Below are 23,702 nucleotides of genomic sequence, written 5' to 3' on the forward strand. Positions count from 1 at the left end.
TCAGTTCTCCTTTTTTTCTAGCAGATTGATGAGACGACCTCCGAACGGAATCATTTCCCATTCTTCTATCGTCAAAATTTGTTCTTTCCATAACCGCCAGACATAAATGCCGGCCCCGAGCACGAGCATGAAGACGAGCCAGATGAGGGCATCGAGACGATTTGGCAGCCAGTTCATTATGATGACATTCAAACCGAACAAGACACCCCCCATTGGCGCCACCGTTTTGATGAGACGCCCATAGTGTCGAAATCGGAGCATGCCGAGCGGGATGATTTGATCAAGCCGATTGAAATTGAAGGCGGCCATCGTTAAAAAGGCAAGGGATGTCCCGAGGGCAGCCCCGGCGATGCCATAGGGAGGGACGAGCCACAGATTGCTGACGAGTTTGACACCGATCGCGAGAATCATACCGACAGCGGCCGTCCGTTCCCGGTCAATCGCCTGTAGACACGTCATACTCGCCACGGCAAGCGAAGCAGCAAACGTACTTGTCGCCAACAGAACGAGTGCCATTGTCCCAGCGGCATTTTCGAATAAGGCAATGTTTAATGGAAGCATGACACCCATCAAGCCGATGGTCGCCGCTGCGGCGACTGTCGTCGTCACACGGATCATCGAGCTGAGTCCGGATGACGTCGCTTCGACACGACCAGCCCGGTAATGGCGCACCAAATTTGGCACGTTCGCCATCCCGAGAGCCGTCGTGAAAAGAATCGCAAATTGAACAAGCGGATAACCTCGGTCAAATACCCCTTTCCCGACTTTCGCGGCGTAGTCTCCACCCATCAAATTGACAATCGTGAATGAGTCGACGAGCTGCATCCATAAAATCCCGAGCGAGGCGAAGCCAACGGCAAAGCCGGTCGTCAGTAAAATACGAAGGACAGACCGCAACGTCGCACGTTGGACCGGGACGACCCGCAGCTTCTTCGCCCATAACGATAAGATGATAATCGCAACCACACCTCCGACGAGCGTCGCCGCGTACGCGTACCGGCTCAGCGTATAGGCGTCTTGTCCAAAGCGGACACCAATCAACAGAGCGACGAGCAGAACTGTGACACGGACAAGGTTCTCGAGCACTTGCGAGATGGCGCTTGGCCTTAAGTCATCGACCGATTGGAACGAACCGCGGAGCACCGCCAACGCGGGCATAAGCAAATAGCTGAGGCTGATCACGCGTAACGTCGGTGCGAGCTGCATGTCACCGAGAAGACGGGCAATCGCCGGTGCGAGCATCCACATCGCGACGACAAGGGCGAAGCCGAGGCCGAGTAAGACATAAAAACTCCCCCACAACACCTCGAGCTTGCGTCTTGGCCCTTGGGCCCCGACACCAATTTTCGCAATCACGACCGGCATCGCATACATGCCGAGCGAGGCGACGATCGCAGCAAACGGGTATACCGTCTGATAGGCGTATAAGCCAAAGTCTCCCGCGATGTTTTGGTACGGGACCCGATAAGCGAAGCTGATGAATTTTGAAAGATAGCCCGCAAGCGCAAATAAGATGACCCCGGTCGCAAATTTACTTGGCGACCGCATGGGCCAACCTCTTCACAAGCTCCTCGAGTACCGTATCGGCATCGTTCAACAGTTCGATGACCGGCATCCTGCCGCTAAGCGACAACTTGAGAGCACCGTTGTCTTGACCGACGCCAAGTTTCCGACCGAGCGGCATCGTCCACTCCATGAACGACGGCACGTCGAGCGCTGTCGTCGATTCGAGCGACAATACCATCTCAATGCGACCCGGCGTCTGTTTGATGCGGGCCACTTTCGCCATTTCCCCATAAATGCGCAGACGCGTCAGTTGGATGAGGAGGGCGACAGGCTCCGGGAATTCCCCGAACCGTTCGATCAACTCGTCTTGGAGGGCGAACAGCGCCTCTGGTGTATCGACATATTTGAAGCGTTTGTACATCTCGATTTTCAATTCGCTGTCTGACAAATACTCGTCCGGGATATACGCGTCCGCTTGGAACGCAATCTCCGGTTTGAAGACGACTTGTTTCGCCTGGCCGCGCATCCGGTCTTTCCGTTCTTCGATGGCTTCGGACAACATTTGCGAGTATAAGTCGAATCCGACCGAATCGATGAACCCGGACTGTTGGGCCCCGAGCAGATTGCCGGCACCGCGAATCGATAAGTCGCGCATCGCAATCTTGAACCCGCTCCCGAGCTCCGTGAACTCCTTGATGGCCTGTAGCCGGCTCTCCGCGACCTCGGTTAAGCGTTTATCTTTCCGATACGTGAAGTAGGCGTAGGCGATTCGGTTGGAACGACCGACACGACCGCGCAACTGGTACAACTGTGACAGTCCCATCTTGTCCGCATCGTGGACGATGAGCGTGTTCACGTTCGGAATATCGATGCCGGTCTCGATGATCGTCGTCGAGACGAGCACGTCGGCTTCTCCTTCGAGGAAGCTGATAAGCTGGCTCTCGAGTTCAGTCTCGGTCATCCGACCGTGTGCCGTCGCGATCCGTGCTTCCGGTAACAAAGCGCGAATCTCTTCAGCCTTCCGCTCGATACCTTCGACCCGGTTATAGAGGAAGAACGCCTGCCCGCCTCGCGCGAGTTCACGCTCGAGTGCCTCACGCAAGACGATACCGTCGTATTCCATGACGTACGTCTGCACCGGGTAGCGGTTCTCCGGCGGTGTCTCAAGCACTGACAAGTCCCGAATCCCAATCATCGACATGTGGAGCGTCCGCGGGATCGGTGTCGCCGTCAGCGTCAAGACGTCGATATTTGTCTTCAACTGTTTGAGCCGTTCTTTATGCTTAACCCCGAAACGTTGCTCTTCATCGATGATGACGAGTCCGAGGTCGGCGAACGTCACATCTTTCGACAAGACGCGGTGCGTCCCGACGACGACGTCAATCGTCCCTTCCTTTAGACCTTTCTTTGTTGCCGCCATCTCGCTTTTTGAGCGGAAACGGCTCATGACCGAGACATTGATTGGAAACTCACTGAACCGTTCGAGCATCGTCTCGTAGTGCTGTTGTGCGAGTACGGTCGTCGGCACGAGGAACGCGACTTGCTTCCCAGCGAGCACAGCTTTGAACGCGGCTCGAATCGCCACTTCCGTCTTTCCGTAACCGACATCGCCACAAAGGAGACGGTCCATCGGCCGTGATCGTTCCATATCGGCTTTGATCTCGGCGATGGAACGGACCTGGTCTTCTGTCTCTGCGTACGGGAACGAGCTTTCAAACTGACTCATCTCCTCGTCATCGGTCGGGAACGCATAACCGACGGACGCTTCCCGCGCCGCATACAACTTAATCAGCTCGTCGGCGATATCTTCGACCGATTTGGCGACTTTCGATTTGACCTTCTTCCACTCGGTCCCACCGAGTTTATATATCTTAGGCTCTTTGCCTTCCGCCCCGACGTACTTTTGGACGAGATCGATTTGGTCGACCGGAACGTAGAGCGCATCGTCACCGGCATAGACGAGATGTAAGTAGTCTTGATGAATGCCGCCGACTTCAATCGTTTTGATGCCTAGGTACTTCCCGATCCCGTGATGGATGTGGACGACGTGGTCGTTCGGCTTCAACTCTTGATAACTTTTAATCCGTTCGGCGTTCGTCAAATTCTTCGTCTGACGTTTTCGCTTCGTGACACGTTTGAACAGCTCTTCTTCGGAGACGACGACGAGGCGACTCGTCGAGAGCTCGAATCCGCCCTCGATTTGTCCGATCATGACGTGGACATGACGCGGCAACAACTCGCCGTCCACATTTGTGAACGTTGACGAGATGCCATAGTCTTCAAGCAATGCTACCACCTTGTCGGCCCGCGTTTGATCCCCTGCTAAGAAGACGAGACGATGGTCACCTTGTTGCCAACGTTCGACTTCTTGCTTCAGCAAGTGCATCTGCCCGTGAAACGCCGGGAGCGGACGGCAACTGAGGTGGACCGTGTTCGTTTCTGGAATCCCCGACCGTCTCGACGGTAGGAGCGAGAACGCCACTTGCTTCAAATCACGAAACACTTTATGCATCGGAACGGCAAGCGTATAGTTGCTGACGGATTCCCCGCGTTCGATGAGCGACGAGAACCATTCGGCTTCCTCGCGATCTTGCACATCGGCGGCGTCTTCAATCCGGGCCACTTCATCTAAAATCAAGACAGCATCTGGTCCGACATAGTCGAGGAGTGTCGAGCTATATAGCAGCGGCGTGTACTTTCCAACTTTTTCGGGCGCCTCACCTCGACCGAACTGTTCGATGTCCCGGGCAATCCCGTCCTCAAGTGCTTGACGAATCGTCTCCGTCTCAATCAACGAGAGCGTCCGATCATATTGACGTTCGAGTGCCTGTCCAGCTTTTTTCAATTGTTCTGTCGAAGCGATAAACTCGGTCGCCGGGGGAATGACCGCTTCGGCGACGACCCCTAGTGAGCGTTGTGTCTCAGCATCAAACGTAAAAATCGAATCGACCTCGGTGTCGAACAAATCGATGCGATACGGACGCGCCTCCGTGAGCGGATAGACATCTAAAATGCTACCGCGGACGGAGAATTCACCCGGTGCGGTGACGGTAGCCGTTCGTTCATATCCGAGCGTGATCAGCGTCTCGGCAAACGGCTTCAAATCAAGCTCTTGACCTGGTTTGATGACTCGATGGCTTGTCCGCCAGTCCGTCGGGCTCGGCATAAAGCGACGTAACCCACCGAGTGGCACGACAAGGACGCCTCCCGTTTCGTCAAGGAGACGTGTTCGAGCTTCAATCCGTGCGGCAAGAAGTTCTGGGCTCGATGTGAGTGACAGTTCTCCAGCGAGCGTCTCATCGATCGGATAAAGCAATGTTTGACTCGGGCCGACGAGCGACTCGAGCTGATCGTACATTTTTTGGGCTTGGTACATGTTATGTGTGACGACCACGAGACGTCGGGGCGAATTTTTCGCCAAACCTGCCAACACGAGCGCTTTGGCACTCGTCGTCAATCCGGTGACGAGTTGACGATCAACTTTTGGCAACCGCTCCCGAATCACATTCGTCTCAGGCAATGCCAACATGAATTTCTCTAAAGCATTCATTTTGATTTCCTCCACCTCATACGACAAAAAAGGGTACGTTGACCCTTTAGTTATATCGATTCATGAGCGCGATCCATTCCGTGTCCACAAAATCAGTCGCGGCGGACACCGCTTGATCGAGCGTATCATTCAATTCTGGCATATCTTCTTTCCGGTAGTTCATGAGCACCCAATCGACGACTTTAATCGGATGCGGCGGACGACCGATGCCGAGTTTCAGACGTTTGAAATCTTGGGTTCCCAGGTGTTGAATCAGCGACTTGATGCCGTTATGTCCACCGGCACTGCCTTTCGGACGGAATCGCAGTTTCCCTGGCACCATGTCCAAGTCGTCATAAATGACGAGCAAGTCATCAATCTCAATCTTATAATAATCTAAAATCGGACGTACCGACTCCCCTGATAGATTCATGTAGGTGAGCGGTTTGACGAGGACGACACGTTCTCCATTGATTCTTCCCGTTCCGATCAATGCTTTAAACTTGGCTTCATCAAGTTGAATCCCATGTTTGTCAGCTAAGCGATCAATCGCTAAAAAACCGACGTTGTGACGGGTCATCTCATACTTTTTGCCTGGATTCCCGAGGCCGACGATACATTTCATCTTATTCCTCCTGAACAAAAAAGCCCAAAGGCGAACGCCTTCGGGCCTCGTTTTTTAATCGAACAGCGTGCTCACCGATTTGTGCTCGTGGACACGCATGATCGCTTCCCCAAGCAAACGGGCAACCGACATCTGCTTGATTTTGCTCGAACATTCGCGACCTTCTAAATCGATCGTGTTCAAAACGACGAGTTCTTTGATTGACGAGTTGTCGATCCGTTCCATCGCCGGTCCAGATAAGACTGGGTGTGTACACGAGGCGTACACTTCTTTTGCACCAGCTTGGACGATGGCATCGGCCGCAAGCGTGATTGTTCCAGCCGTATCGATGATGTCATCAATCAAGATGGCCGTCTTGCCTTCAACGCTGCCGACGATGTTCATGACTTCAGCCACGTTCGCTTCAGGACGACGCTTGTCGATGATGGCGATTGGAGCCTTCAAGCGTTCGGCAAGCTTACGGGCACGCGTGACGCCACCGTGGTCCGGTGAAACGACGACAATGTCTTTCGCTTTAAATTCATCTGTCTCAAAATACGTCGAGATGAGTGGAACACCTAATAATTGGTCTACTGGGATATTGAAGAAACCTTGGATTTGAGCAGCATGCAAGTCCATCGTGATTAAACGCGTGGCACCTGCAACCGTCAATAAATCAGCGACAAGTTTCGCTGTGATCGGCTCACGTGAGCGCGCCTTGCGGTCTTGGCGAGCGTAACCGTAGTATGGCATGACCACGTTAATCGTCCGAACCGATGCTCGTTTCAACGCATCGATCATGACGAGTAACTCCATGAGCGTTTCGTTCACCGGTGAGCTCGTCGATTGAATGATGTACACATCATCGCCTCGCACGCTCTCCTCGATGTTGATGTAAAGTTCTCCGTCGCTAAACCGCTTCACTTGGCAATCGCTGAGCGGGATGCCAATTTCCTTGGCAATCTCTTCGGCGAGTGGGCGGTTTGAGTTTAAGCTAAATAGGCGAATTTCACGTTCATATACAGTAGACATGTTTAGGATTCTCCTCCATCGTTTTCCATAATAATAGGCAGCAACTTATCGTTTCGTGTAACCTTCTTTATTTGTTTGGCGTTCGCGTGCAATCGCAAGCGCCTCTTCAGGAACGTCATCCGTGATCGTCGAACCGGCTGCTACAATTGAGCCTTTCCCGACTTTCACCGGAGCAATCAAGTTCACATTGCAGCCGACGAATGCATCGGCTTCGACGACCGTTTCGAACTTGTTCTTGCCGTCATAGTTGACCGTGATCGAGCCACAGCCGAGGTTGACTCGTTCCCCGATCGAAGCATCTCCGACATAGCTGAGATGTGATGCTTTCGCACCGTCTCCGAACGTTGATTTTTTGATTTCCACGAAGTTACCGACGCGCGTATTCGCGCCGAGGACTGCTTGTTGACGAAGGTGGGCGAACGGCCCGACCTGTGCTTCAGTTCCGACACGGCTGTCACTCACGACCGATTGACGAACCGTCGCACCGTCTTCGATGACGCTATTGCGGATATCTGAATTTGGACCAATCACGCACTCTGAACCGATAATCGTTTTCCCGAGAATGACCGTCCCTGGATAGATGATCGTATCCGAACCGATGACGGCATCTGGTGAGATGTATGTCGAAGCTGCATCCATGAATGTGACACCTTCACGCATGAGACGTTCGTTCGTCCGCTTGCGCATGACCGCTTCAGCTTGTGAAAGAGCGACACGGTCGTTGACGCCGATTGTTTCATCGAATGTCGGCGCCGTGTGTGCTGCCACGACTTCGCCTGCTTCTTTCGCAATCGAGATGACGTCCGGCAAGTAGTACTCACCTTGAGCGTTGTTGTTCCCGACTTGCTTCAATGCATCAAACAAGAGCTCGTTATCGAACACGTACGTGCCTGTGTTGATTTCACGAATTTCTAGTTCAGTGTCAGACGCATCTTTATGCTCGACGACTTTTGTGACGTTTCCGTCTTCCCCACGGATGACGCGACCATATCCTGTCGCATCGTCAGCGATGGCTGTCAGTACTGTCACTTTCGCTTGCTGGGCTTCATGATGAGCCAACAGCGCCTCGAGCGTTTCCGCTGTCAACAGTGGTGTGTCGCCGCAAACGACGAGCGTTGCGCCCGGTTTGCCTGCGAGTTCGCTTTCTGCCATCTGCACTGCATGACCTGTCCCGAGCTGTTCTTCTTGGACCGCATATTCCACGCGTGAGCCCAACGTCTCTTGTACCGCTTCAGCCCCATGGCCGACGATGACGATTTGACGACTGACCCCGATTTTGTCGAGTTGATCGACGACGTGTTCGACCATCGGTTTTCCGAGGACCGGATGAAGCACTTTATATAGCTTCGACTTCATGCGGGTCCCTTTACCTGCTGCCAAAATGACTGCAAAACGATCCATTCTTGATTCGCTCCTATCTCATATCGACTGTAATGTACTCAATTGTTCGGTTTTCTTCTACATTCAAATCTTATTTACACCGTATCTACTATATCGAAACCGTGACGTGGTTTCAACCGTTGTAACCATTCGTAACCAATGAAACGTAAAAAGGCAGCGGAAGGGTCCCCATCCGCTGTCAAAGATTACTCATTCATGGCATTGTATCGTGCTTGCGTCTCGGCAATAGCGACGTCCTCTTGGCCGTACGCCTCTAGAACAGCCGCCTCGACTTTTTGACGCATATCTCCATTAATCGGGTGAGCGATATCGCGGAAAATCCCTTCTGGCGTCCGCTTGCTCGGCATCGCTACGAAAAGACCGGTACTCCCTTCAATGATTCGAAGATCGTGTACCACAAATTCATGGTCGAGTGTAATGGAGGCCAGTGCCTTCATTCTACCTTCCGTCGCGACTTTGCGAATTTTTACGTCTGTGATCTGCATGTTTCGCATCCCCTTTTCATCGTTGTCTAGACCGTGGTGTACCTTCTAAAAGGTTGAGATGATTCCAAGCGAACCGATTGACTTCGTACGAATCTTATACCCTTTCATCATAAAACGAAATCAAATTTTTGCCAATCACTTTAAGAACTGTTCGACGTTTCCTCGCGAAATGGTGACGAGTCCTTCATCCGAATCGACGTTCGTCAATTTCATCAAACTGACGTATTCGCTTACCATCTTCTTCTCGGCGCCTTCCGCTTCCATGAGGACACCGACACCCGCGAGGTTCGCCTCGAACTCATTCAAGAGACTCATCATCCCGCGAATCGTACCGCCCGCTTTCATGAAATCGTCAATCAACAAGACGTTCGCGCCACGCGGCAAGCTGCGACGAGCGAGCGCCATCGTGCGAATCGCCTTTGACGAGCCTGATACGTAGTTGATGCTGACCGTCGAACCTTCGGTGACACGACTGTCAGAACGAACGATGACGAACGGGACACCAAGTTGCTCGGCGACAGCGTACGCGAGCGGAATCCCTTTTGTCGCGATTGTCATGACGACGTCAACTTTACGATCGGCGAACACAGAGGCGAAGACTTGCCCCATCGGCTTCACTTGACGCGGGTTCCCGAGGACATCTGTCAAATAGAGATAGCCTCCCGGAAGCAACCGTTCCGGTTTCGACAATTGCTCACATAGGCCGTCGATCATCGAGAGCGACTTTTCCTTGCTCCAGCCTGGAATGAACATGACGCCGCCGGCTGCCCCTGGCACTGTGACGAGTTTTCCCGTGCCATCATGCGAAAGCATTTCACTGACGATGACCAAATCTTCACTGATGGATGATTTGGCTGCTTTATAACGACTCGAAAACATCGATAATGAGACGAGCTGGTGTGGATGGTCCAGCAAATAACGGGTCATATCGACAAGACGACCACTTCTACGAATTTTCATACGGATTCCCCTTCACTTCTTCAATAATAGACGAATGTTCTAAACAGAATATATCATTCTCATTCGTCTTTGTTCAATGTTTTTTGCCGAGAATCCGAACGACGAACACTTCAGGACAAAATCCCTTCAGTCCATTATAGACACGATGTGCTTTTTGCTCGTGCTCAATCAATGCGAATACCGTTGGACCGCTGCCGCTCATGAGGACACCATCCGCTCCGCAGTGCAGCATCGTCTCTTTGATTTGGCGAACTTCCGGATGAAGTTCGAGCGTGACCGCCTCGAGGGCGTTTCCGAGATGTGAGCAGATGCCAGCGAAATTTCGATCCCGAATCGCCGTGACCATCGCCTCGGTGTTCGGATGCACAATCTTCTCCATCTGCACGGCACGATAGACGTCAGCCGTCGACACTCCGATTTTCGGCTTCGCCAATACGACGTAGCACGGCGGCGGTGACGGAATCGTCTCCAGCTGTTCGCCGCGTCCGCGCGCGATGGCAGTTCCTCCCATGACACAAAACGATACGTCCGATCCGACGGCGGCTCCGAGTTCGGCCAACTCTTCTAACGACAGGCCAAGGTCGAACAATTCGTTCATACCCCGAAGTGTAGCCGCCGCATCGCTCGAGCCGCCAGCTAACCCTGCCGCCACTGGGATTTGCTTGTCTAATACAATTTCGACACCCTGTTTGATATTGAATCGCTTCCGTAACAGCTCAGCCGCACGATAAGCCAAATTTCGATGGTCGTTCGGCACGTAGGCATGCTCGGACTGAATCCGAATCTCATCTGTATCGAGCACAGTCAATTCTAACCGGTCCGATAAGTCTACTGTCGTCATTACCATTTCCACTTCATGATAGCCATCTGTCCGCTTCCCAAGGACATCGAGCGTCAAGTTGATTTTTGCCGGCGCTTTCACACTGATCGTGCGCATATCGTTCACCCTTCCCATGTATCTCCTGTTCGCCATTGTACCGTAAACGAGCGCACAAAAAAAGAAGCAGCTGCCAATGCATCCGCCCCTCATTTATCGTTCAATTACTGAATTCAATTTTAACTGTATCCGTTAGGACATCAGCGTAGCTATATGAGACACGTTCCACGTTATGATGGTCTTCATCCAATTTGACGACGAACACCGCGGGATACGTCTCAACGAGCGTTCCAAACCGAGTAACGACTTTCTTACGACCGCCGTTTGCTTTCAACGTCAATCGTTCTCCAACATGCGATTCGAGTTTCTGTCTGATTTCTTGCAACGTCTTTGGCATACGCTTCACCTCACTGTTACAAGTATAACACATTCAAAAACGAAAATAAAGATTAATATTATATCGATTCGTTATCCGGTCGTCAACTGTTTTTAAGTGGTAAAATTGTGTCAGCTAACCGTGCAAACTCCTCAAGCGAAAGCGTTTCGCCTCGCCGTTTCGGGTCGATTCCGGCTTCACCTAAAAACTGTTCGATTTCCATTTTTTTGTCTTTCCCGAGGTGATTCGTCAAGTTATTTAAGATCGTTTTTCGACGTTGTGCGAAACTGGCCCGGGCAAGCTCGAAGAAGAAGGCTTCATCTTTCACGTCGACCGCCGGTTTGGGACGCATCTTCAACGTGATGACCGCTGAATCGACGTTCGGGGCCGGCATGAACACGCTTTTTGGAACAATAAAGCTCACGTTCGCCTCCGCGTAATATTGGATCGCAATCGAGAGAGAGCCGTATGCTTTCGTCCCAGGCTTCGCTCCAATGCGCTCGGCAACTTCTTTTTGAATCATCATGACGAGTGAACGGAACTTGATTTGGCTTTCCAGTAAGCGCATGATAATCGGCGTCGTCACATAATACGGCAAGTTCGCCACAACCGAGATGTCTTCGATTCCTTGACTGAAAAACTCACGCTCGACGATGTCTTGAATATCGAGCTCGAGGGCATCGCCGTGGATGACATGCACATGTGGATAAGGAGACATCGTATCTTCCAGAATCGGAAGCAGACGTTGGTCGATTTCGAGGGCGACGACCTTTTTAGCCCGCTTGGCAGACTGTTCCGTCAATGACCCGATGCCGGGACCGATTTCAAGAACCCCGCTCGCCTCTCCCAGCTCCGCGGCATCCACGATTTTATTCAAAATATTTAAATCGATTAAAAAGTTCTGCCCAAGCGACTTTTTGAAAGAGAAGCCGTGACGTTCTAGAATTGATTTCGTGCGTTGGATTGTTGCAATGTCTTTCAATGATTTTCCTCCTCTAACTGAGCCAGTGCCCGTTCCCATTCCTCAATCGTGACCCGTAACGCTTCCACGCGCTTTACAAACTGTTTGGCGTTCGGTTCACCGATTCGGAGTAACACGCCGAGCCGTTTACGACGGCGCGCAGCGTCCGCTCCGCCAATCAAATCGGCTTCGAGCACCATCTGGCGGGTGACGAGTGGCATGTCAGTCTCAACTCGCTGTTCATACACCGCTTCGAGTACACGGCGAATCGTTGCCGGTGAAGCATGTTCGACCCCAATCTTGCCACGTTTATCTTTCGCTTCGGCCCGAGGTAAATAGGCATGCTTACATCCTTTAACCTGCTCCTCGACGATGGCCCGGATTCGGTCACCCGGGTAGTCTGGGTCCGTTAAAATGATAACGCCGCGCGTTTCTTGGGCGCGTTTGATTCGTTCGATCGTCTGTTTCGAGACGGCAGATCCGTTCGTTTCAATCGTATCGACGTCATATACTTCTTGAAGCCGCGTCGTGTCATCTCGACCTTCGACGACAATCACCTCTTGTATTTTTTCACGCATCATCGTTTCCTTCTTTCTCTTCTTGCTTCGGGATAACCCAAATCGTGAGCGGCTGACGCCCAAACGTTACCGCTTCTTCTTTCGTGTCCATCATCAAGTCAATTTTATGACCTTTGATCGCACTGCCTGTATCTAAAGCAATCGCCATGCCAAACCCTTCAACGTACACACGTGTGCCAAGAGGAATAATAGCGGGGTCGACAGCAATGATTCGCATCCCTTCATACAAAATCGTATCCGTCACATCATAACCACTACGGGTCAGAACCCTGTCATCAAATGTGACCGTGTCTTCTGCATTGTTCGTATACGCGGTCGCTTCGACGAGAAGTTGTTTCGCGGAAGTGAAGTCCAGCGCATCCTCGGCACGAGGTGTCTCTTCAATCTTAATCTCCGCCTCGTCTCGAAACGGACTCGACGGTTCGGTCGTGGCGGTCGTTTCTTGATTCGTTGCCGGTTCAATCTCCGGTTCGGCCACGACTTTCGTCCCACGTTTAATGATTTGAGGGCGTACGCTTTGTAGCGTTTCCACGCTCGTTTCGGTCCGATTTGTAATTGTACCATTTTCCACTGTCAGTGCATACCGCGTCCGTTCGAGTCCCGGGATGCCGACTTGCACGACTTCGGTCTCTCCAAGTTCGAGCGTATCGTCCTCTTCCATGACGATTTCAAACGGGATGAGACGACTCTCATATTGTACGACGTCTCGACTCACATTGACGCTGATGGTCATTCCATCCCGTACCGGTGTCGTGAGAGCCGGGACGACCGTATCTTGGTCAGAAACCGTCACATTCGCCTCCCGTAACGCCTGTTCGACAGTTTGAGCCATCGTATACAAGGTCTTCGCCTCGTCCCCGACGATGACATCGAGGGCGACGACAGGCTGGTAGCGAATCGTCATCCCTGATGTGACCGGTGCACGTACGCCCGGGTACACGTCGTCCCCTTCGCGTACACTCACTCCATAACGAAGCAACACGTCTTTGACGGTCCGTTCACGCGTCTCGATCGTCTCGACCTGGCCATAACCGATTTGAAGCGACACGGTACGAGCTCGTTCGATATGAATCACTCGATCCGTCGGGACGTCGGCACTTAAGGCGGGAGTCACCATATCCGCCTCGTCGATCACGATACCGGTCTCGTCAAGCACTTCTAGCACCGAATCGCCGCGGCTTTCATGCACGGTTGTCACGCCGTCGTCGACGATGGTGATCGGTTCAGGCTGCATCGCCATATAGGCGAACACTGCCGTCGCTACGACACCAATACTCAAGATGATGCGCCTGAACATCATGGGAGACGGAATAGGCGCTTCGCATTGGCTGTCGTTGCTTCAGCGAGCGCGTCGTAGGACATGTCACGTAGCGATGCAATCTCTTCGGCGACGTACGTGACGTAAGCGGGTTCGTTCCGTTTACCACGGAACGGCGTCGGCGTTAAATACGGGCAGTCCGTCTCGACAAGGAGCCGATCGAGCGGGACTTGTTGCGCCACCGCCTTCGGGACTTTAGCGTTTTTGAACGTCACTGGTCCTCCGAGAGAGATATAGAAGTTCAAGCGCAGACAGCGTTCCAACAATTCGACGGACATGCTGTAACTATGGAACACGCCGCCTACCTCTTCGGCATGTTCTTCCTCTAAAATATCGAGCACGTCGGCTGTCGCTTCCCGATTATGAATCACGATGGGCATGTTCGTCCGCTTCGCGATAGCGATCTGCTGCCGGAACACGCGTTGTTGGACATCTTTCTCCGACTTGTCCCAATGGTAATCGAGACCGATTTCCCCGAGCGCCATCACTTTCGGATGAGCCATTAGCGTCTCGATTCTCTTCAAATCAGCATCCGTACAATCGACGGCATCAACCGGATGCCACCCAACGATGGCATAGATATCCTCATACGTTTCCGCGAGCTCGATTGCCCGCGTGATTGTCGGGTTATCGAATCCGACGACGAGCATCGGGGAAACGCCCGCGGCACGAGCCCGCTCAATCGTCGCCTCGACATCCTCATTGAACTGCTCGGCATTGATATGGGTATGCGTATCAATCAACATGGTGCTTCCTCCTTATATAGACAAAGAGGGAGACCGAAGTCTCCCCCAAACGATTATTTGACGACGGCCCCGTTCGGCATATTCTCAGATACGGTCGCAAGCTCAAGCTTGCCGTCTTTATCAGCCGCTAAAATCATCCCTTGTGACAACTCGCCACGTAGTTTGACCGGCTTCAAATTGGCGACGACGATGACTTTCTTCCCGACCAAGTCTTCTGGCGCATACCATTCGGCAATGCCTGAGACGATTTGACGTGTCTCGCTACCAAGGTCGACTTGAAGCTTCAACAACTTCTTCGCCTTCTTGATTTTATCGGCCTCGACGATTTGACCGACACGGAACTCGACTTGGTCAAAGACGTCGATCGTGATTTCTGGACGGACGTCCTCATCCTCAGCATCGCTCGCCTCCACTTCGGCTTCCTCGACACGTGCTTTCGATGCTTGACGCATCATTTCCTGAATTGCATCGATCTCTTCTTTTACATCACGACGTGGGAAAATCGGTGTCCCGTCGGTGACGACCGCTCCATCGAAGGCCGCAAACGTATCGAGCGCTTCCCACGACATGTCTTTTCCTTCAAGACCGAGCTGGCGGAACATCTCTTTTGGTGCCCGTGTCATGAACGGTTGAATCATGACCGCCACATGGCGAAGTACGCCGGCCAGATGCGTCATCACGGATGCGAGTTCACCACGCTTCGCTTCGTCCTTCGCAAGGACCCACGGTTGCGTCTCATCGATATATTTATTGGCACGGCTCACGAGTTGCCAAATGCTTGTGAGCGCGACGGAAAACTCCATGTGTTCCATGGCCGCTTCCGTCTTCTCTGTCGTCTCATTGACGACTTGAAGAAGCGAGGCATCAAACGCTGTTACGTTGCCCGCATAAGCAGGAATTTCGCCATCAAAATACTTCTTAATCATGGCCACGGTCCGGTTGAGTAAGTTACCGAGGTCATTGGCAAGGTCAAAATTCAAGCGATCCACAAACGCTTCCGGTGTGAACGTGCCGTCCGCTCCGAATGGAACTTCACGAAGAAGATAGTAGCGGAGCGAGTCGAGTCCGTAGCGATCGATCAGTGGAATCGGATCGACGACATTGCCTTTCGATTTCGACATTTTGCCGTCTTTCATGAGCAACCAACCATGGGCGAAAACTTGTTTCGGTAACGGGAGGTCAAGCGCCATGAGCAACGCCGGCCAAATGATCGTATGGAACCGGACGATCTCTTTTCCGACCAAGTGCACGTCGGCTGGCCAATAGCGGTTGAACAACTCGTCGTTGCCCGACCCATAGCCGAGGGCAGAGATGTAGTTCGTGAGAGCATCGACCCATACATACACGACGTGTTTCGGGTTCGATGGGACTTGGACACCCCAGTCAAACGTCGTCCGTGAGACGGCCAAGTCTTGGAGGCCCGGCTTCAAGAAGTTGTTGATCATCTCGGTTTTGCGCGATTCTGGCAAGATGAAGTCAGGGTGCGACTCGAAGTACTCGATTAAACGATTGGCGTACTTGCTGAGACGGAAGAAATAGCACTCTTCGCGTACAAGCTCGACCGGGTGACCGCTGTCAGGGCTCTTCCCATCAACGAGCTGTGACTCCGTGTAATACGTTTCATCAGGGATCGAATACCACCCTTCGTATTCACCGAGATAGATGTCATCGTTTTTCAGAAGCGTCTCGAATACGTGCTCGACGACGGCCTTGTGGCGGGCATCGGTCGTACGAATATAATCATCGTATGAGATTTCAAGACGGTCCCATAACACTTTGATGTCTTTAACGACTTCGTCGACAAACGCTTGCGGCGTCACGCCAGCTTCTTTCGCTTTTTCCTGAATTTTTTGACCGTGCTCGTCTGTTCCCGTCAAATAACGGACGTCAAATCCTTTCAGACGCTTATAACGTGCGATTGCATCGCCAGCCACCGTCGTATAGGCGTGACCGATGTGTAGTTTGGCACTCGGATAGTAAATCGGAGTCGTAATATAAAAAGTAGGCTTCGCCATTGTATGTTCTCCATCCTTTCGACATTTGCAATTTCCATTATACACGGTTCGACAAAAGAATTTCCAAACCAATTGTTTGGAATTATTTTGTTATTACTTCATAAAAAATGTTCCAAAAAAACCCTTTCTTTGTTTCATGTCCTAACTATCGGGGAATTTTAGGTATATATCGTTCTCATATCGCCAATTTTCGAAAATCTAGATTTCCAATAGTAAGCAGTTGACTGCAATTGGAAAGTTTAGTATGCTTTTTGCTGTAGTAACATTGTCGAATTTTGACGACTCATGTCACCAAGAGATTTCGACACCATTGGAGGAGGAAACACAAAATGAAATCTACAGGTATTGTACGGAAAGTTGATGAGCTCGGTCGTGTCGTCATTCCAATCGAATTGCGCCGCACACTCGGGATCGCTGAGAAAGACGCTCTTGAAATCTACGTCGACAACGATCAAATCGTGTTGAAAAAATACAAACCGAACATGACTTGCCAAGTGACGGGCGAAGTATCGGATGACAACTTCAAGTTGGCTGACGGTAAATTGATCCTTTCACCAGAAGGCGCACAACGCGTTCTCGTCGAGTTGAAAAACATGCTCGAAAACTACTACAGCGAAGAGTAAGTAAGGAATTCCTTGCTTACTCTTTTTTGTCGACTTGATGATAGGCGTCGTACACCTCGCCACGTGATAAACCGCGCTCTTTAGCAACTTGTTTGATAGCGGCGTTCGGCTTCAATCCGTCTTCGATATAACGATCGACGTGTTCGAGCGGCGATAACGCCTCCCACCAATCGTGTGTCGGTGCTATTTCCGTCGAACCAGCCACCATGACGACGAACTCACCACGTACCTCACCTTCACACCAAACAAGCGCTTCTTCTACCGTCCCGCGTAAAAACTCTTCAAACGTTTTCGTCAACTCTCGTCCGAGAACGAGTTGCCGATTGCCGAACGCGTCCTGAATCCCGGTCAGCATCTCTTTTAACCGATGTGGCGCTTCATAAAAAATGATGGTGCCCGGTTCATATTGCAAAGAAGATAACACATCGAGCCGCTCTTTCTTTTTACGTGGCAAGAATCCGTAATACAAAAACCGCTCGGTCGCAAGACCAGAGGCGACAAGAGCCGTCAACGCCGCGTTCGCTCCAGGAAGCACGACGACAGGGAGCTTCGCTTCAATGGCCAATCGCACGAGGTCACTCCCCGGGTCCGAGATCCCCGGCATGCCCGCGTCTGAGACGACGGCGACTGATTTGCCGGCCTCGATGTCTTCGATTAAGCGCGGGCCACTCACGTGCTTATTGTGCTCATGGTAGCTGACTAGTTTCGTCTCAATGCCGAAATGGCGACAGAGCTTCATCGTTTGGCGTGTGTCTTCGGCCGCAATCAAATCAACTTCTCCTAGAATTCGAACCGCTCGATACGTCATGTCTTCTAGATTTCCAATCGGCGTCGGCACAACATAGAGCGTGGGCCCATCAGTTTGATAACTTTTCTGTGAGTTCATTACTCGTTCCCTCCATCAATTGCTGTTTTTGAGCCCGCGTGAGTTGTTTGATGGACCATTCGTACTGCATGGCTTCACGTTTGGTCGCAAACGACCTGACATATCGTAACGTCACCGGGAGACGCGCTCGCGTATATTTCGCACCTTTACCGCTGTTGTGCACGTCCATCCGCTTATCTACATCCGTCGTATATCCGGTATAGTATGTGCCATCGCTACACTCGAGAATATAGGCAAAGTGCTTACGCATCGAGGATGGCCCGCATGTCGCTCGTATACGTGTCATCTTCCTCATAAACGACAAACGGAGGTAAGATTGTGAGCCCTGCTTTTCCATCTTTCGACCCCTCTATTAAAAGTGTATTTGCGTCTCGGCCTTGTTTCGGGTAAACGAGTTGCATTCGTTTCGGTTCAATCCGATACGCCCGCATGAGCGTTAGAATATCGAGTAATCGCTCCGGTCGATGGACGAAGGCTACCTTCCCACCCGGTTTGACGAGTTGACTGGCTGAGCGGATACAGTCTTCTAACGTGCAAAGCACTTCATGACGTGCAATCGTATGATGTTCATTTTGATTACGGAGCGAAGTTTCGTTTGCTAAAAAATAAGGTGGGTTGCACGTGACAACGTCATAACGAGCATGCCCTAGTACGCTGGTCGCATGTTTCACATCGCCTTCAAGGATGTGCAGTCTGTCACTTAAATCGTTAACGGCAATGCTTCGATTCGCCATATCAACGAGACGGGGCTGGATTTCAAGTCCTGTCACCGTTCCTTTCGTCCGATACGATAAAAAGAGCGGAATAGCCCCCGTACCGGCGCATAAATCAACGAGTCTTCCTTTTTGAATCGGGACCCACACAAATTCAGCCAGCAACACCGCATCCAATGAAAACGAAAATACATCATCACTTTGAATGATTTTTCCGGGACGTCCTAACAAATCATCAAGACGTTCACCTTGTTTTACAGTCACGCCATTTCCCTCCTACATAACGTACAAAGGCGACGGACGAGTATATACCCGTCTATCGCCCCTTATTAATGTTTATTTAGCATTGACATACAGAAGAGACAATCCCCGTCTTTCCTGACTTGTCCATAGTGCAAATTGCAGATATGAAACCCTTCTTGGTATAACGCCGCCAAGTTATTTTGTCCTTTTCCAGACAAGGCAATTTGAGGATCTCCGTTAGGTGTCTCGACTTCTGCGAGTTGTTCTACTTTTTCGCGCAGATGATGGTTCTCGAGATACATGTGTTGGTTTTCTTCGAGCAAATAGGCGAGTTGCTCTTTGAGCACCCCTAAATGCTCCGTCAACAATTGCATCTGTTGCTCGATCGCATCGACCCGCATCATGACTTCCTTTTTATCCATTCTTTCCACTGCTCAGCACCCCATCACTGTTTCGACGGTTTTCGTTTGACTGCACCGACTTCGACGAGTTCGTCGATTGTATACGTCACAACACGGGTCCGATCATTCAACTCGACTTGAATCAATTGATCCAAGATGTTGAGACCGATGACACGTCCGTCACCTTCTGGAATTTTGATTCGTTTTCCGACGTCTGGCAAATCCCGCTTTAATTCTTCATACGTATCGTTCTCGTATTTTAGACAGCACATGAGACGACCGCATACACCGGAGATTTTGTTCGGGTTCAAGGATAGGTTCTGATCCTTGGCCATCTTAATGGATACCGGTTCAAATTCCCCTAAGAACGAGGAGCAACACAACACACGGCCACAAGGTCCGATTCCGCTCAGCAGTTTCGCTTCATCTCGAACCCCGATTTGGCGAAGCTCGATTCGAGTCCGAAACACACTCGCTAAATCTTTAACGAGCTCACGGAAATCAACACGGCCTTCTGCCGTGAAATAAAAGATGACTTTATTACGATCGAATGTATACTCAACATCTACTAACTTCATCTCAAGTCGATGTTCACGAATTTTTTCTTCACAGACGGCGTGAGCGTCAAAAGCGGCCAATCGATTATCTTGTACGATTTCGGCATCTTTTGAATCAGCGACACGAAGGATTGTCTTTAGCGGTAAAACCACTTCGTCTTCACCTAGTTGTTTACCAACTTGGACGATTTCACCGTACTCGATGCCTCGTACCGTCTCTACGATGACATGGTCCCCACGTTCAAGCGTTGCTTCGCCTGGTGAAAAGTAATAGATTTTTCCCGCTTCTTTAAAACGGACTCCGACTACTTCAAGCACGCTCTCCTATCCTTTCTGCAAATCGAACGTTAACCGTTCGAACGTTAATTGAGGATTGACGTTTGCCTCTAGTCGTCGAATCGCCTCATGGACAGATTCAATAGCATGGACGATTTTATGAACCGGACGATCTTTTACAAACGCGGTATATAGCGCTTGTTCTCTCGTAAACAACTCCGGGACATAGTCTGTTCGCACTTTGAAGTGGAGCGCTTGCTCCAACCAATTTCCGAACAGCTCGAGACCGACTCGCAATTCATTCCGCCCTTTAAAATGACCGAGCCATTTTTCTTGGGCGAATAAAAGCAATTCTTGCGGGCGTTTTGTCAATACTTCAACTAATTGTACCACTAGCCCATACGCCTGTACAAACCAGTCGTTGTGAAGCGCCTCACGCGCGTCTTCGAATTTCGGATATGTCTCTAAAGCAAGACGCGCTAAATCGCTCGTACATTGCACGTCTGCGACCAACGTTTCCACAAGCCGTTCTCGATCAATCGGTCGGAATACTAAATGCTGAGCTCGCGAACGAATCGTCGGTAAGAGAAGTTGTGGCTGAGTTGTTACCAAGATGGCTAGTTTCCCTACACCTGGCTCTTCAAAGAACTTCAATAGGCTGTTGGCGGCTTGTGGCGTCATCTTATGGGCTTGGTGAATCACATACACTTGACGGTCACCTTCTGCACCACGTAAAGACAAGTCACTCAATAACTGTTGCACCTGTTCTTTCTTAATGCTGGCTCCATCCGGTTCGACTTCCATGTAGTCGACAAGGTTTCCCGAATCCATTCGTCTACAGTTTCGACAGTTACCGCAGGGTTCTACCCCGTCAGGCGACTCGCAAAAAAGGGATTTCGCAAACAGCTGTGCCGTTTCAATCAAGTACGGTTCATAGTCACCTGAAAAGATATATGCATGACCGACCTTTTGAGCAACGATCGAGTTTTCAATCACTTTCGCAATAACCGTTTGAGATTTTGATAACTCCTGAAAACTCATGTTCGTAACCGTCCCCATTAAAACTGATGAAATCCTTCAATCGGCAAGACAAACACAGTGGCTCCGCCAACTTGGACTTCTACAGGATAAGGAATGTATGAATCAGCGTGTCCACCCATCGGTGAAATCGGCGTGATCATTTGATCCCTGCTCGAGCAATTTGATTTGATTAACGCAAGTAGGTCATCTAACCGCTCTTTCGGTACACCAATCATAAACGTGGTGTTTCCTTCTTTCAAAAAACCTCCCGTTGTGGCTAATTTCGTTGCACGGAAGTCCTCTTCAATCAAAGCATCTGATAAGCGGGCACTGTCCTTATCATGTACAATCGCGATTACCATCTTCATCATTGCATCACTCCTCTTTCTTTTAATCGTTCTAACGTAATATCTAACACTTCATCCTGAATGGTTTCAATCGAGGCGTTCGCATCAATACGTACCATTCGTTCTGGATGTTGCTCTAATAATATTTGAAATCCTTCGTATACGCGTTGATGGAAAGACTCATCACGGCTCTCGATTCGATCTAATTGGCCTCTATCTTTCACACGATGGCTCGCTTGATCCGGGGTCAAGTCAAAGAGAAACGTCAAATCTGGTTTGATCCCAGCAGTCGCCCAGTCGTTTAACGACAAAATTTGTGACAAATCATATTGGAGCCCGTAGCCTTGATACGCAATCGAGGCATCCACAAACCGATCGCATACGACAACTGCTCCACGGTGGAGAGCCGGTCGAATCACTTGGTCAATGTTTTGAGCTCGGGATGCGGCATAGAGCATCATTTCGACTCGAGGCGTCATCTCATCATGTTCTGGCGAGAGCAAGACTTCTCGAATACTGTTTCCGACCTTCGTTCCCCCTGGCTCTCGGGTGACGACCACTTCATACCCTTGTTCAGTCAATGACTGAACTAACAATTGTAGCTGTGTTGTTTTCCCAGAACCATCTGGTCCTTCCACAGTAATAAACATACCTTTCACGCTTAAAACTCCTCTACGATAACATCAATTTGTTTCATCATAACATGTCTACTTGCCTGCAGGTTCCGTCCTAATGAAATCCATTCATTCAAAACTCGGATTTTCTCGTCTGTGATGACTTCTCCTCTTAGAATCCAGGGAATTCCCGGCGGATACGGAATAACGGTCTCTGCCGCAACAGAACCAATCGCTTGCTCAAACGGTAGGCGTTCAATATCAGCGTCGTCCGATACAGAACGCAACAACGAAACGCGTTCACTCATCGGGTAAGGATAGATTGTCTCATCTTCAACAATGAGCGGGACGTGCTGCGATGCATTTTTAATCAGTTTGACCCAATGTTGAATCTCTTGGCTTTTTAATTCCCTTAACGGCAAGCAGAATAACACGTGATCTTCTGCAGCCAGTTCCACGTCAATACCGATTGACGCTAAATGCTGGCTAAAGATCAGACCATTTTTAGGGTATGTTAACACAGTCATCTTGGTGAAGTCATCGCCCACTTTGATTGAAAACCCAGCACGTCTCATTTCCATGATGAATGAAAAATGACTTGTTTGAATATGAGTCCAATCTCGGTCACTCAAGTTTTCGAGGTACTCTCGGGCGTAATCAAGCGAGGCCATAATCAAGTAAGATGGGCTAGATGTTTGGAAAGATGAAAGCGCATGAAAGAGACGCTTTTCATCGATTTCTTCTTTATAGTGAATCCATGCCCCCATCGTGAGAGCGGGCAATGTTTTGTGGGCTGATTGTACGACTGCGCTAGCCCCCTCGAAGATAGCTGATCGCTTTGGAAATGTAGGATGAATCAAATGAGCGCCGTGTGCTTCATCTACTAATAGGGGAATATTTAACGGACGCAAGTAAGCACTGATTTGCTGAATGTTTGCCATGTCTCCGTAATAAGTGGGAGATGTTAGGAGAAGCGCTTTTCCTCCTGGATACTGCAAGACAGCATCCTGAATTGTTTCTAGTGAAATGACAGTAGGCAAACTACTTCCTCTGTCTAATTCCGGTGTGAGTAAAATCGGTTCTAGACCAAGCCACTCAATGGCGTTCCAAACCGATTTGTGGGAATTACGTTGTACATACACTCGTTCTCCCCGTTTTACGGTTGCTGCTAATAGACTCCAATTCCCTGCAGTAGAGCCGTTTACCAACCATTTGCTTTTACTCTGGTAAAGGGATCCTAATGCCTTTTCACCTTCTAAAATAATACCTTCCGCATGGTGTAAATCATCCAAGTGACCAAGCTCTGTTAAGTCATATGGCATAATTTTTTGGAAGGCCGTTGGAAGCTTTTCATCTCTCACCGTTCCATTGTGATGGCCAGGTACATGAAAAGAAACCCGTCCTTCTCGCACATGTTGCTCAAGCGTCTCCATAAATGTAAAAGGATTATGTTTAGGTTTTCGAGTCATTTAGACACCTTCCCATCCGAATTAAATACGACATATATATACAAAAAGAGACGACCAAGCGGATGCTTGATCGTCTTTCGCGTTGGCCTGGCAACGTCCTATCCTCACAGGGGGAGACCCCCAACTACTTTCGGCGCTGAAGCGCTTAACTTCCGTGTTCGGCAT

At 50.4% G+C, this 23,702-nt stretch carries 24 protein-coding genes and 1 rRNA gene; 1 reads left to right on the forward strand and 24 read right to left on the reverse strand.

What is annotated here, in order from left to right; translation table 11 throughout:
* The 14 genes from KNP64_RS14285 to metG form a co-directional block, all read right to left on the reverse strand.
* Window positions 1-1,548 (reverse strand): polysaccharide biosynthesis protein, encoded by a 1,548-nt coding sequence (locus KNP64_RS14285; protein WP_214794086.1) that lies wholly within the window; start codon window positions 1,546-1,548, stop codon window positions 1-3.
* Complete coding sequence (gene mfd, locus KNP64_RS14290) at window positions 1,532-5,056, reverse strand: transcription-repair coupling factor (protein WP_214764669.1); 3,525 nt, start codon at window positions 5,054-5,056, stop codon at window positions 1,532-1,534. The genes KNP64_RS14285 and mfd overlap by 17 nt, the downstream gene beginning before the upstream one ends.
* Before the next feature lie 46 nt (window positions 5,057-5,102).
* Window positions 5,103-5,660, reverse strand: coding sequence for an aminoacyl-tRNA hydrolase (gene pth / locus KNP64_RS14295; protein ID WP_034781796.1), 558 nt, complete (start codon window positions 5,658-5,660; stop codon window positions 5,103-5,105).
* Between the two features lie 54 nt (window positions 5,661-5,714).
* Complete coding sequence (locus tag KNP64_RS14300) at window positions 5,715-6,671, reverse strand: ribose-phosphate diphosphokinase (protein ID WP_021065746.1); 957 nt, start codon at window positions 6,669-6,671, stop codon at window positions 5,715-5,717.
* A 45-nt stretch (window positions 6,672-6,716) separates the two neighbouring features.
* Window positions 6,717-8,072 (reverse strand): bifunctional UDP-N-acetylglucosamine diphosphorylase/glucosamine-1-phosphate N-acetyltransferase GlmU, encoded by a 1,356-nt coding sequence (gene glmU, locus KNP64_RS14305; protein WP_214794083.1) that lies wholly within the window; start codon window positions 8,070-8,072, stop codon window positions 6,717-6,719.
* Between the two features lie 185 nt (window positions 8,073-8,257).
* On the reverse strand, window positions 8,258-8,557 hold the full coding sequence (spoVG, locus tag KNP64_RS14310) for a septation regulator SpoVG (RefSeq protein ID WP_034781793.1): 300 nt from the start codon (window positions 8,555-8,557) through the stop codon (window positions 8,258-8,260).
* A gap of 135 nt (window positions 8,558-8,692) precedes the next feature.
* Window positions 8,693-9,517: a pur operon repressor gene (gene purR / locus KNP64_RS14315; protein WP_114165389.1), complete on the reverse strand. Its 825-nt coding sequence runs from the start codon at window positions 9,515-9,517 to the stop codon at window positions 8,693-8,695.
* Window positions 9,518-9,590: 73 nt separating this feature from the next.
* The gene (gene ispE / locus KNP64_RS14320) at window positions 9,591-10,454 is read right to left on the reverse strand and encodes a 4-(cytidine 5'-diphospho)-2-C-methyl-D-erythritol kinase (RefSeq protein WP_034781824.1); all 864 of its coding nucleotides are present in this window, start codon (window positions 10,452-10,454) and stop codon (window positions 9,591-9,593) included.
* Between the two features lie 100 nt (window positions 10,455-10,554).
* Window positions 10,555-10,791 (reverse strand): Veg family protein, encoded by a 237-nt coding sequence (locus KNP64_RS14325; RefSeq protein ID WP_021065751.1) that lies wholly within the window; start codon window positions 10,789-10,791, stop codon window positions 10,555-10,557.
* 82 nt (window positions 10,792-10,873) lie between these two features.
* On the reverse strand, window positions 10,874-11,752 hold the full coding sequence (rsmA, locus tag KNP64_RS14330) for a 16S rRNA (adenine(1518)-N(6)/adenine(1519)-N(6))-dimethyltransferase RsmA (RefSeq protein WP_214764672.1): 879 nt from the start codon (window positions 11,750-11,752) through the stop codon (window positions 10,874-10,876).
* Entirely contained in the window at window positions 11,749-12,309 is a 561-nt protein-coding gene (gene rnmV, locus KNP64_RS14335) for a ribonuclease M5 (protein WP_034781784.1), read from the reverse strand. Before rnmV ends, rsmA begins: the two co-directional genes overlap by 4 nt.
* Complete coding sequence (locus KNP64_RS14340; RefSeq protein ID WP_251126473.1) at window positions 12,302-13,588, reverse strand: 3D domain-containing protein; 1,287 nt, start codon at window positions 13,586-13,588, stop codon at window positions 12,302-12,304. The genes rnmV and KNP64_RS14340 overlap by 8 nt, the downstream gene beginning before the upstream one ends.
* Window positions 13,589-13,605: 17 nt before the next feature.
* Window positions 13,606-14,373 (reverse strand): TatD family hydrolase, encoded by a 768-nt coding sequence (locus KNP64_RS14345; protein ID WP_034781781.1) that lies wholly within the window; start codon window positions 14,371-14,373, stop codon window positions 13,606-13,608.
* Between the two features lie 53 nt (window positions 14,374-14,426).
* Entirely contained in the window at window positions 14,427-16,388 is a 1,962-nt protein-coding gene (gene metG, locus KNP64_RS14350) for a methionine--tRNA ligase (protein ID WP_214794077.1), read from the reverse strand.
* A gap of 329 nt (window positions 16,389-16,717) precedes the next feature.
* On the opposite strand from metG, the gene KNP64_RS14355 reads away from it, so the two are divergent.
* Window positions 16,718-17,011 carry a transition state genes transcriptional regulator AbrB gene (locus KNP64_RS14355; RefSeq protein WP_012727742.1) on the forward strand — a complete coding sequence of 98 codons (294 nt, stop codon included), beginning with the start codon at window positions 16,718-16,720 and terminating at the stop codon, window positions 17,009-17,011.
* A gap of 16 nt (window positions 17,012-17,027) precedes the next feature.
* On the opposite strand, the gene rsmI is transcribed toward KNP64_RS14355, so the two are convergent.
* The 10 genes from rsmI to rrf all read right to left on the reverse strand — a co-directional run.
* Window positions 17,028-17,897 carry a 16S rRNA (cytidine(1402)-2'-O)-methyltransferase gene (gene rsmI / locus KNP64_RS14360; protein WP_214709874.1) on the reverse strand — a complete coding sequence of 290 codons (870 nt, stop codon included), beginning with the start codon at window positions 17,895-17,897 and terminating at the stop codon, window positions 17,028-17,030.
* Window positions 17,869-18,147 carry a GIY-YIG nuclease family protein gene (locus KNP64_RS14365; RefSeq protein WP_214794073.1) on the reverse strand — a complete coding sequence of 93 codons (279 nt, stop codon included), beginning with the start codon at window positions 18,145-18,147 and terminating at the stop codon, window positions 17,869-17,871. Before KNP64_RS14365 ends, rsmI begins: the two co-directional genes overlap by 29 nt.
* The gene (locus KNP64_RS14370) at window positions 18,140-18,874 is read right to left on the reverse strand and encodes a tRNA1(Val) (adenine(37)-N6)-methyltransferase (RefSeq protein WP_034781771.1); all 735 of its coding nucleotides are present in this window, start codon (window positions 18,872-18,874) and stop codon (window positions 18,140-18,142) included. Before KNP64_RS14370 ends, KNP64_RS14365 begins: the two co-directional genes overlap by 8 nt.
* A 65-nt stretch (window positions 18,875-18,939) precedes the next feature.
* The gene (gene yabA / locus KNP64_RS14375; protein WP_034781768.1) at window positions 18,940-19,275 is read right to left on the reverse strand and encodes a DNA replication initiation control protein YabA; all 336 of its coding nucleotides are present in this window, start codon (window positions 19,273-19,275) and stop codon (window positions 18,940-18,942) included.
* Window positions 19,276-19,298: 23 nt separating this feature from the next.
* Window positions 19,299-20,129: a PSP1 domain-containing protein gene (locus KNP64_RS14380; RefSeq protein ID WP_214764679.1), complete on the reverse strand. Its 831-nt coding sequence runs from the start codon at window positions 20,127-20,129 to the stop codon at window positions 19,299-19,301.
* A gap of 6 nt (window positions 20,130-20,135) precedes the next feature.
* On the reverse strand, window positions 20,136-21,128 hold the full coding sequence (locus KNP64_RS14385; protein ID WP_214712705.1) for a DNA polymerase III subunit delta': 993 nt from the start codon (window positions 21,126-21,128) through the stop codon (window positions 20,136-20,138).
* 17 nt (window positions 21,129-21,145) lie between these two features.
* Window positions 21,146-21,475 (reverse strand): cyclic-di-AMP receptor, encoded by a 330-nt coding sequence (locus tag KNP64_RS14390; protein ID WP_029594397.1) that lies wholly within the window; start codon window positions 21,473-21,475, stop codon window positions 21,146-21,148.
* The gene (gene tmk, locus KNP64_RS14395; RefSeq protein ID WP_214794070.1) at window positions 21,475-22,113 is read right to left on the reverse strand and encodes a dTMP kinase; all 639 of its coding nucleotides are present in this window, start codon (window positions 22,111-22,113) and stop codon (window positions 21,475-21,477) included. The genes KNP64_RS14390 and tmk overlap by 1 nt, the downstream gene beginning before the upstream one ends.
* Before the next feature lie 2 nt (window positions 22,114-22,115).
* Window positions 22,116-23,537: an aminotransferase class I/II-fold pyridoxal phosphate-dependent enzyme gene (locus tag KNP64_RS14400; protein WP_251126474.1), complete on the reverse strand. Its 1,422-nt coding sequence runs from the start codon at window positions 23,535-23,537 to the stop codon at window positions 22,116-22,118.
* Window positions 23,538-23,622: 85 nt separating this feature from the next.
* Window positions 23,623-23,702 (reverse strand): 5S ribosomal RNA (gene rrf, locus KNP64_RS15025); the annotation flags it as partial.

This window comes from Exiguobacterium sp. s64, assembly GCF_018618035.1.
GTDB classification, from domain to species: domain Bacteria; phylum Bacillota; class Bacilli; order Exiguobacteriales; family Exiguobacteriaceae; genus Exiguobacterium; species Exiguobacterium mexicanum_A.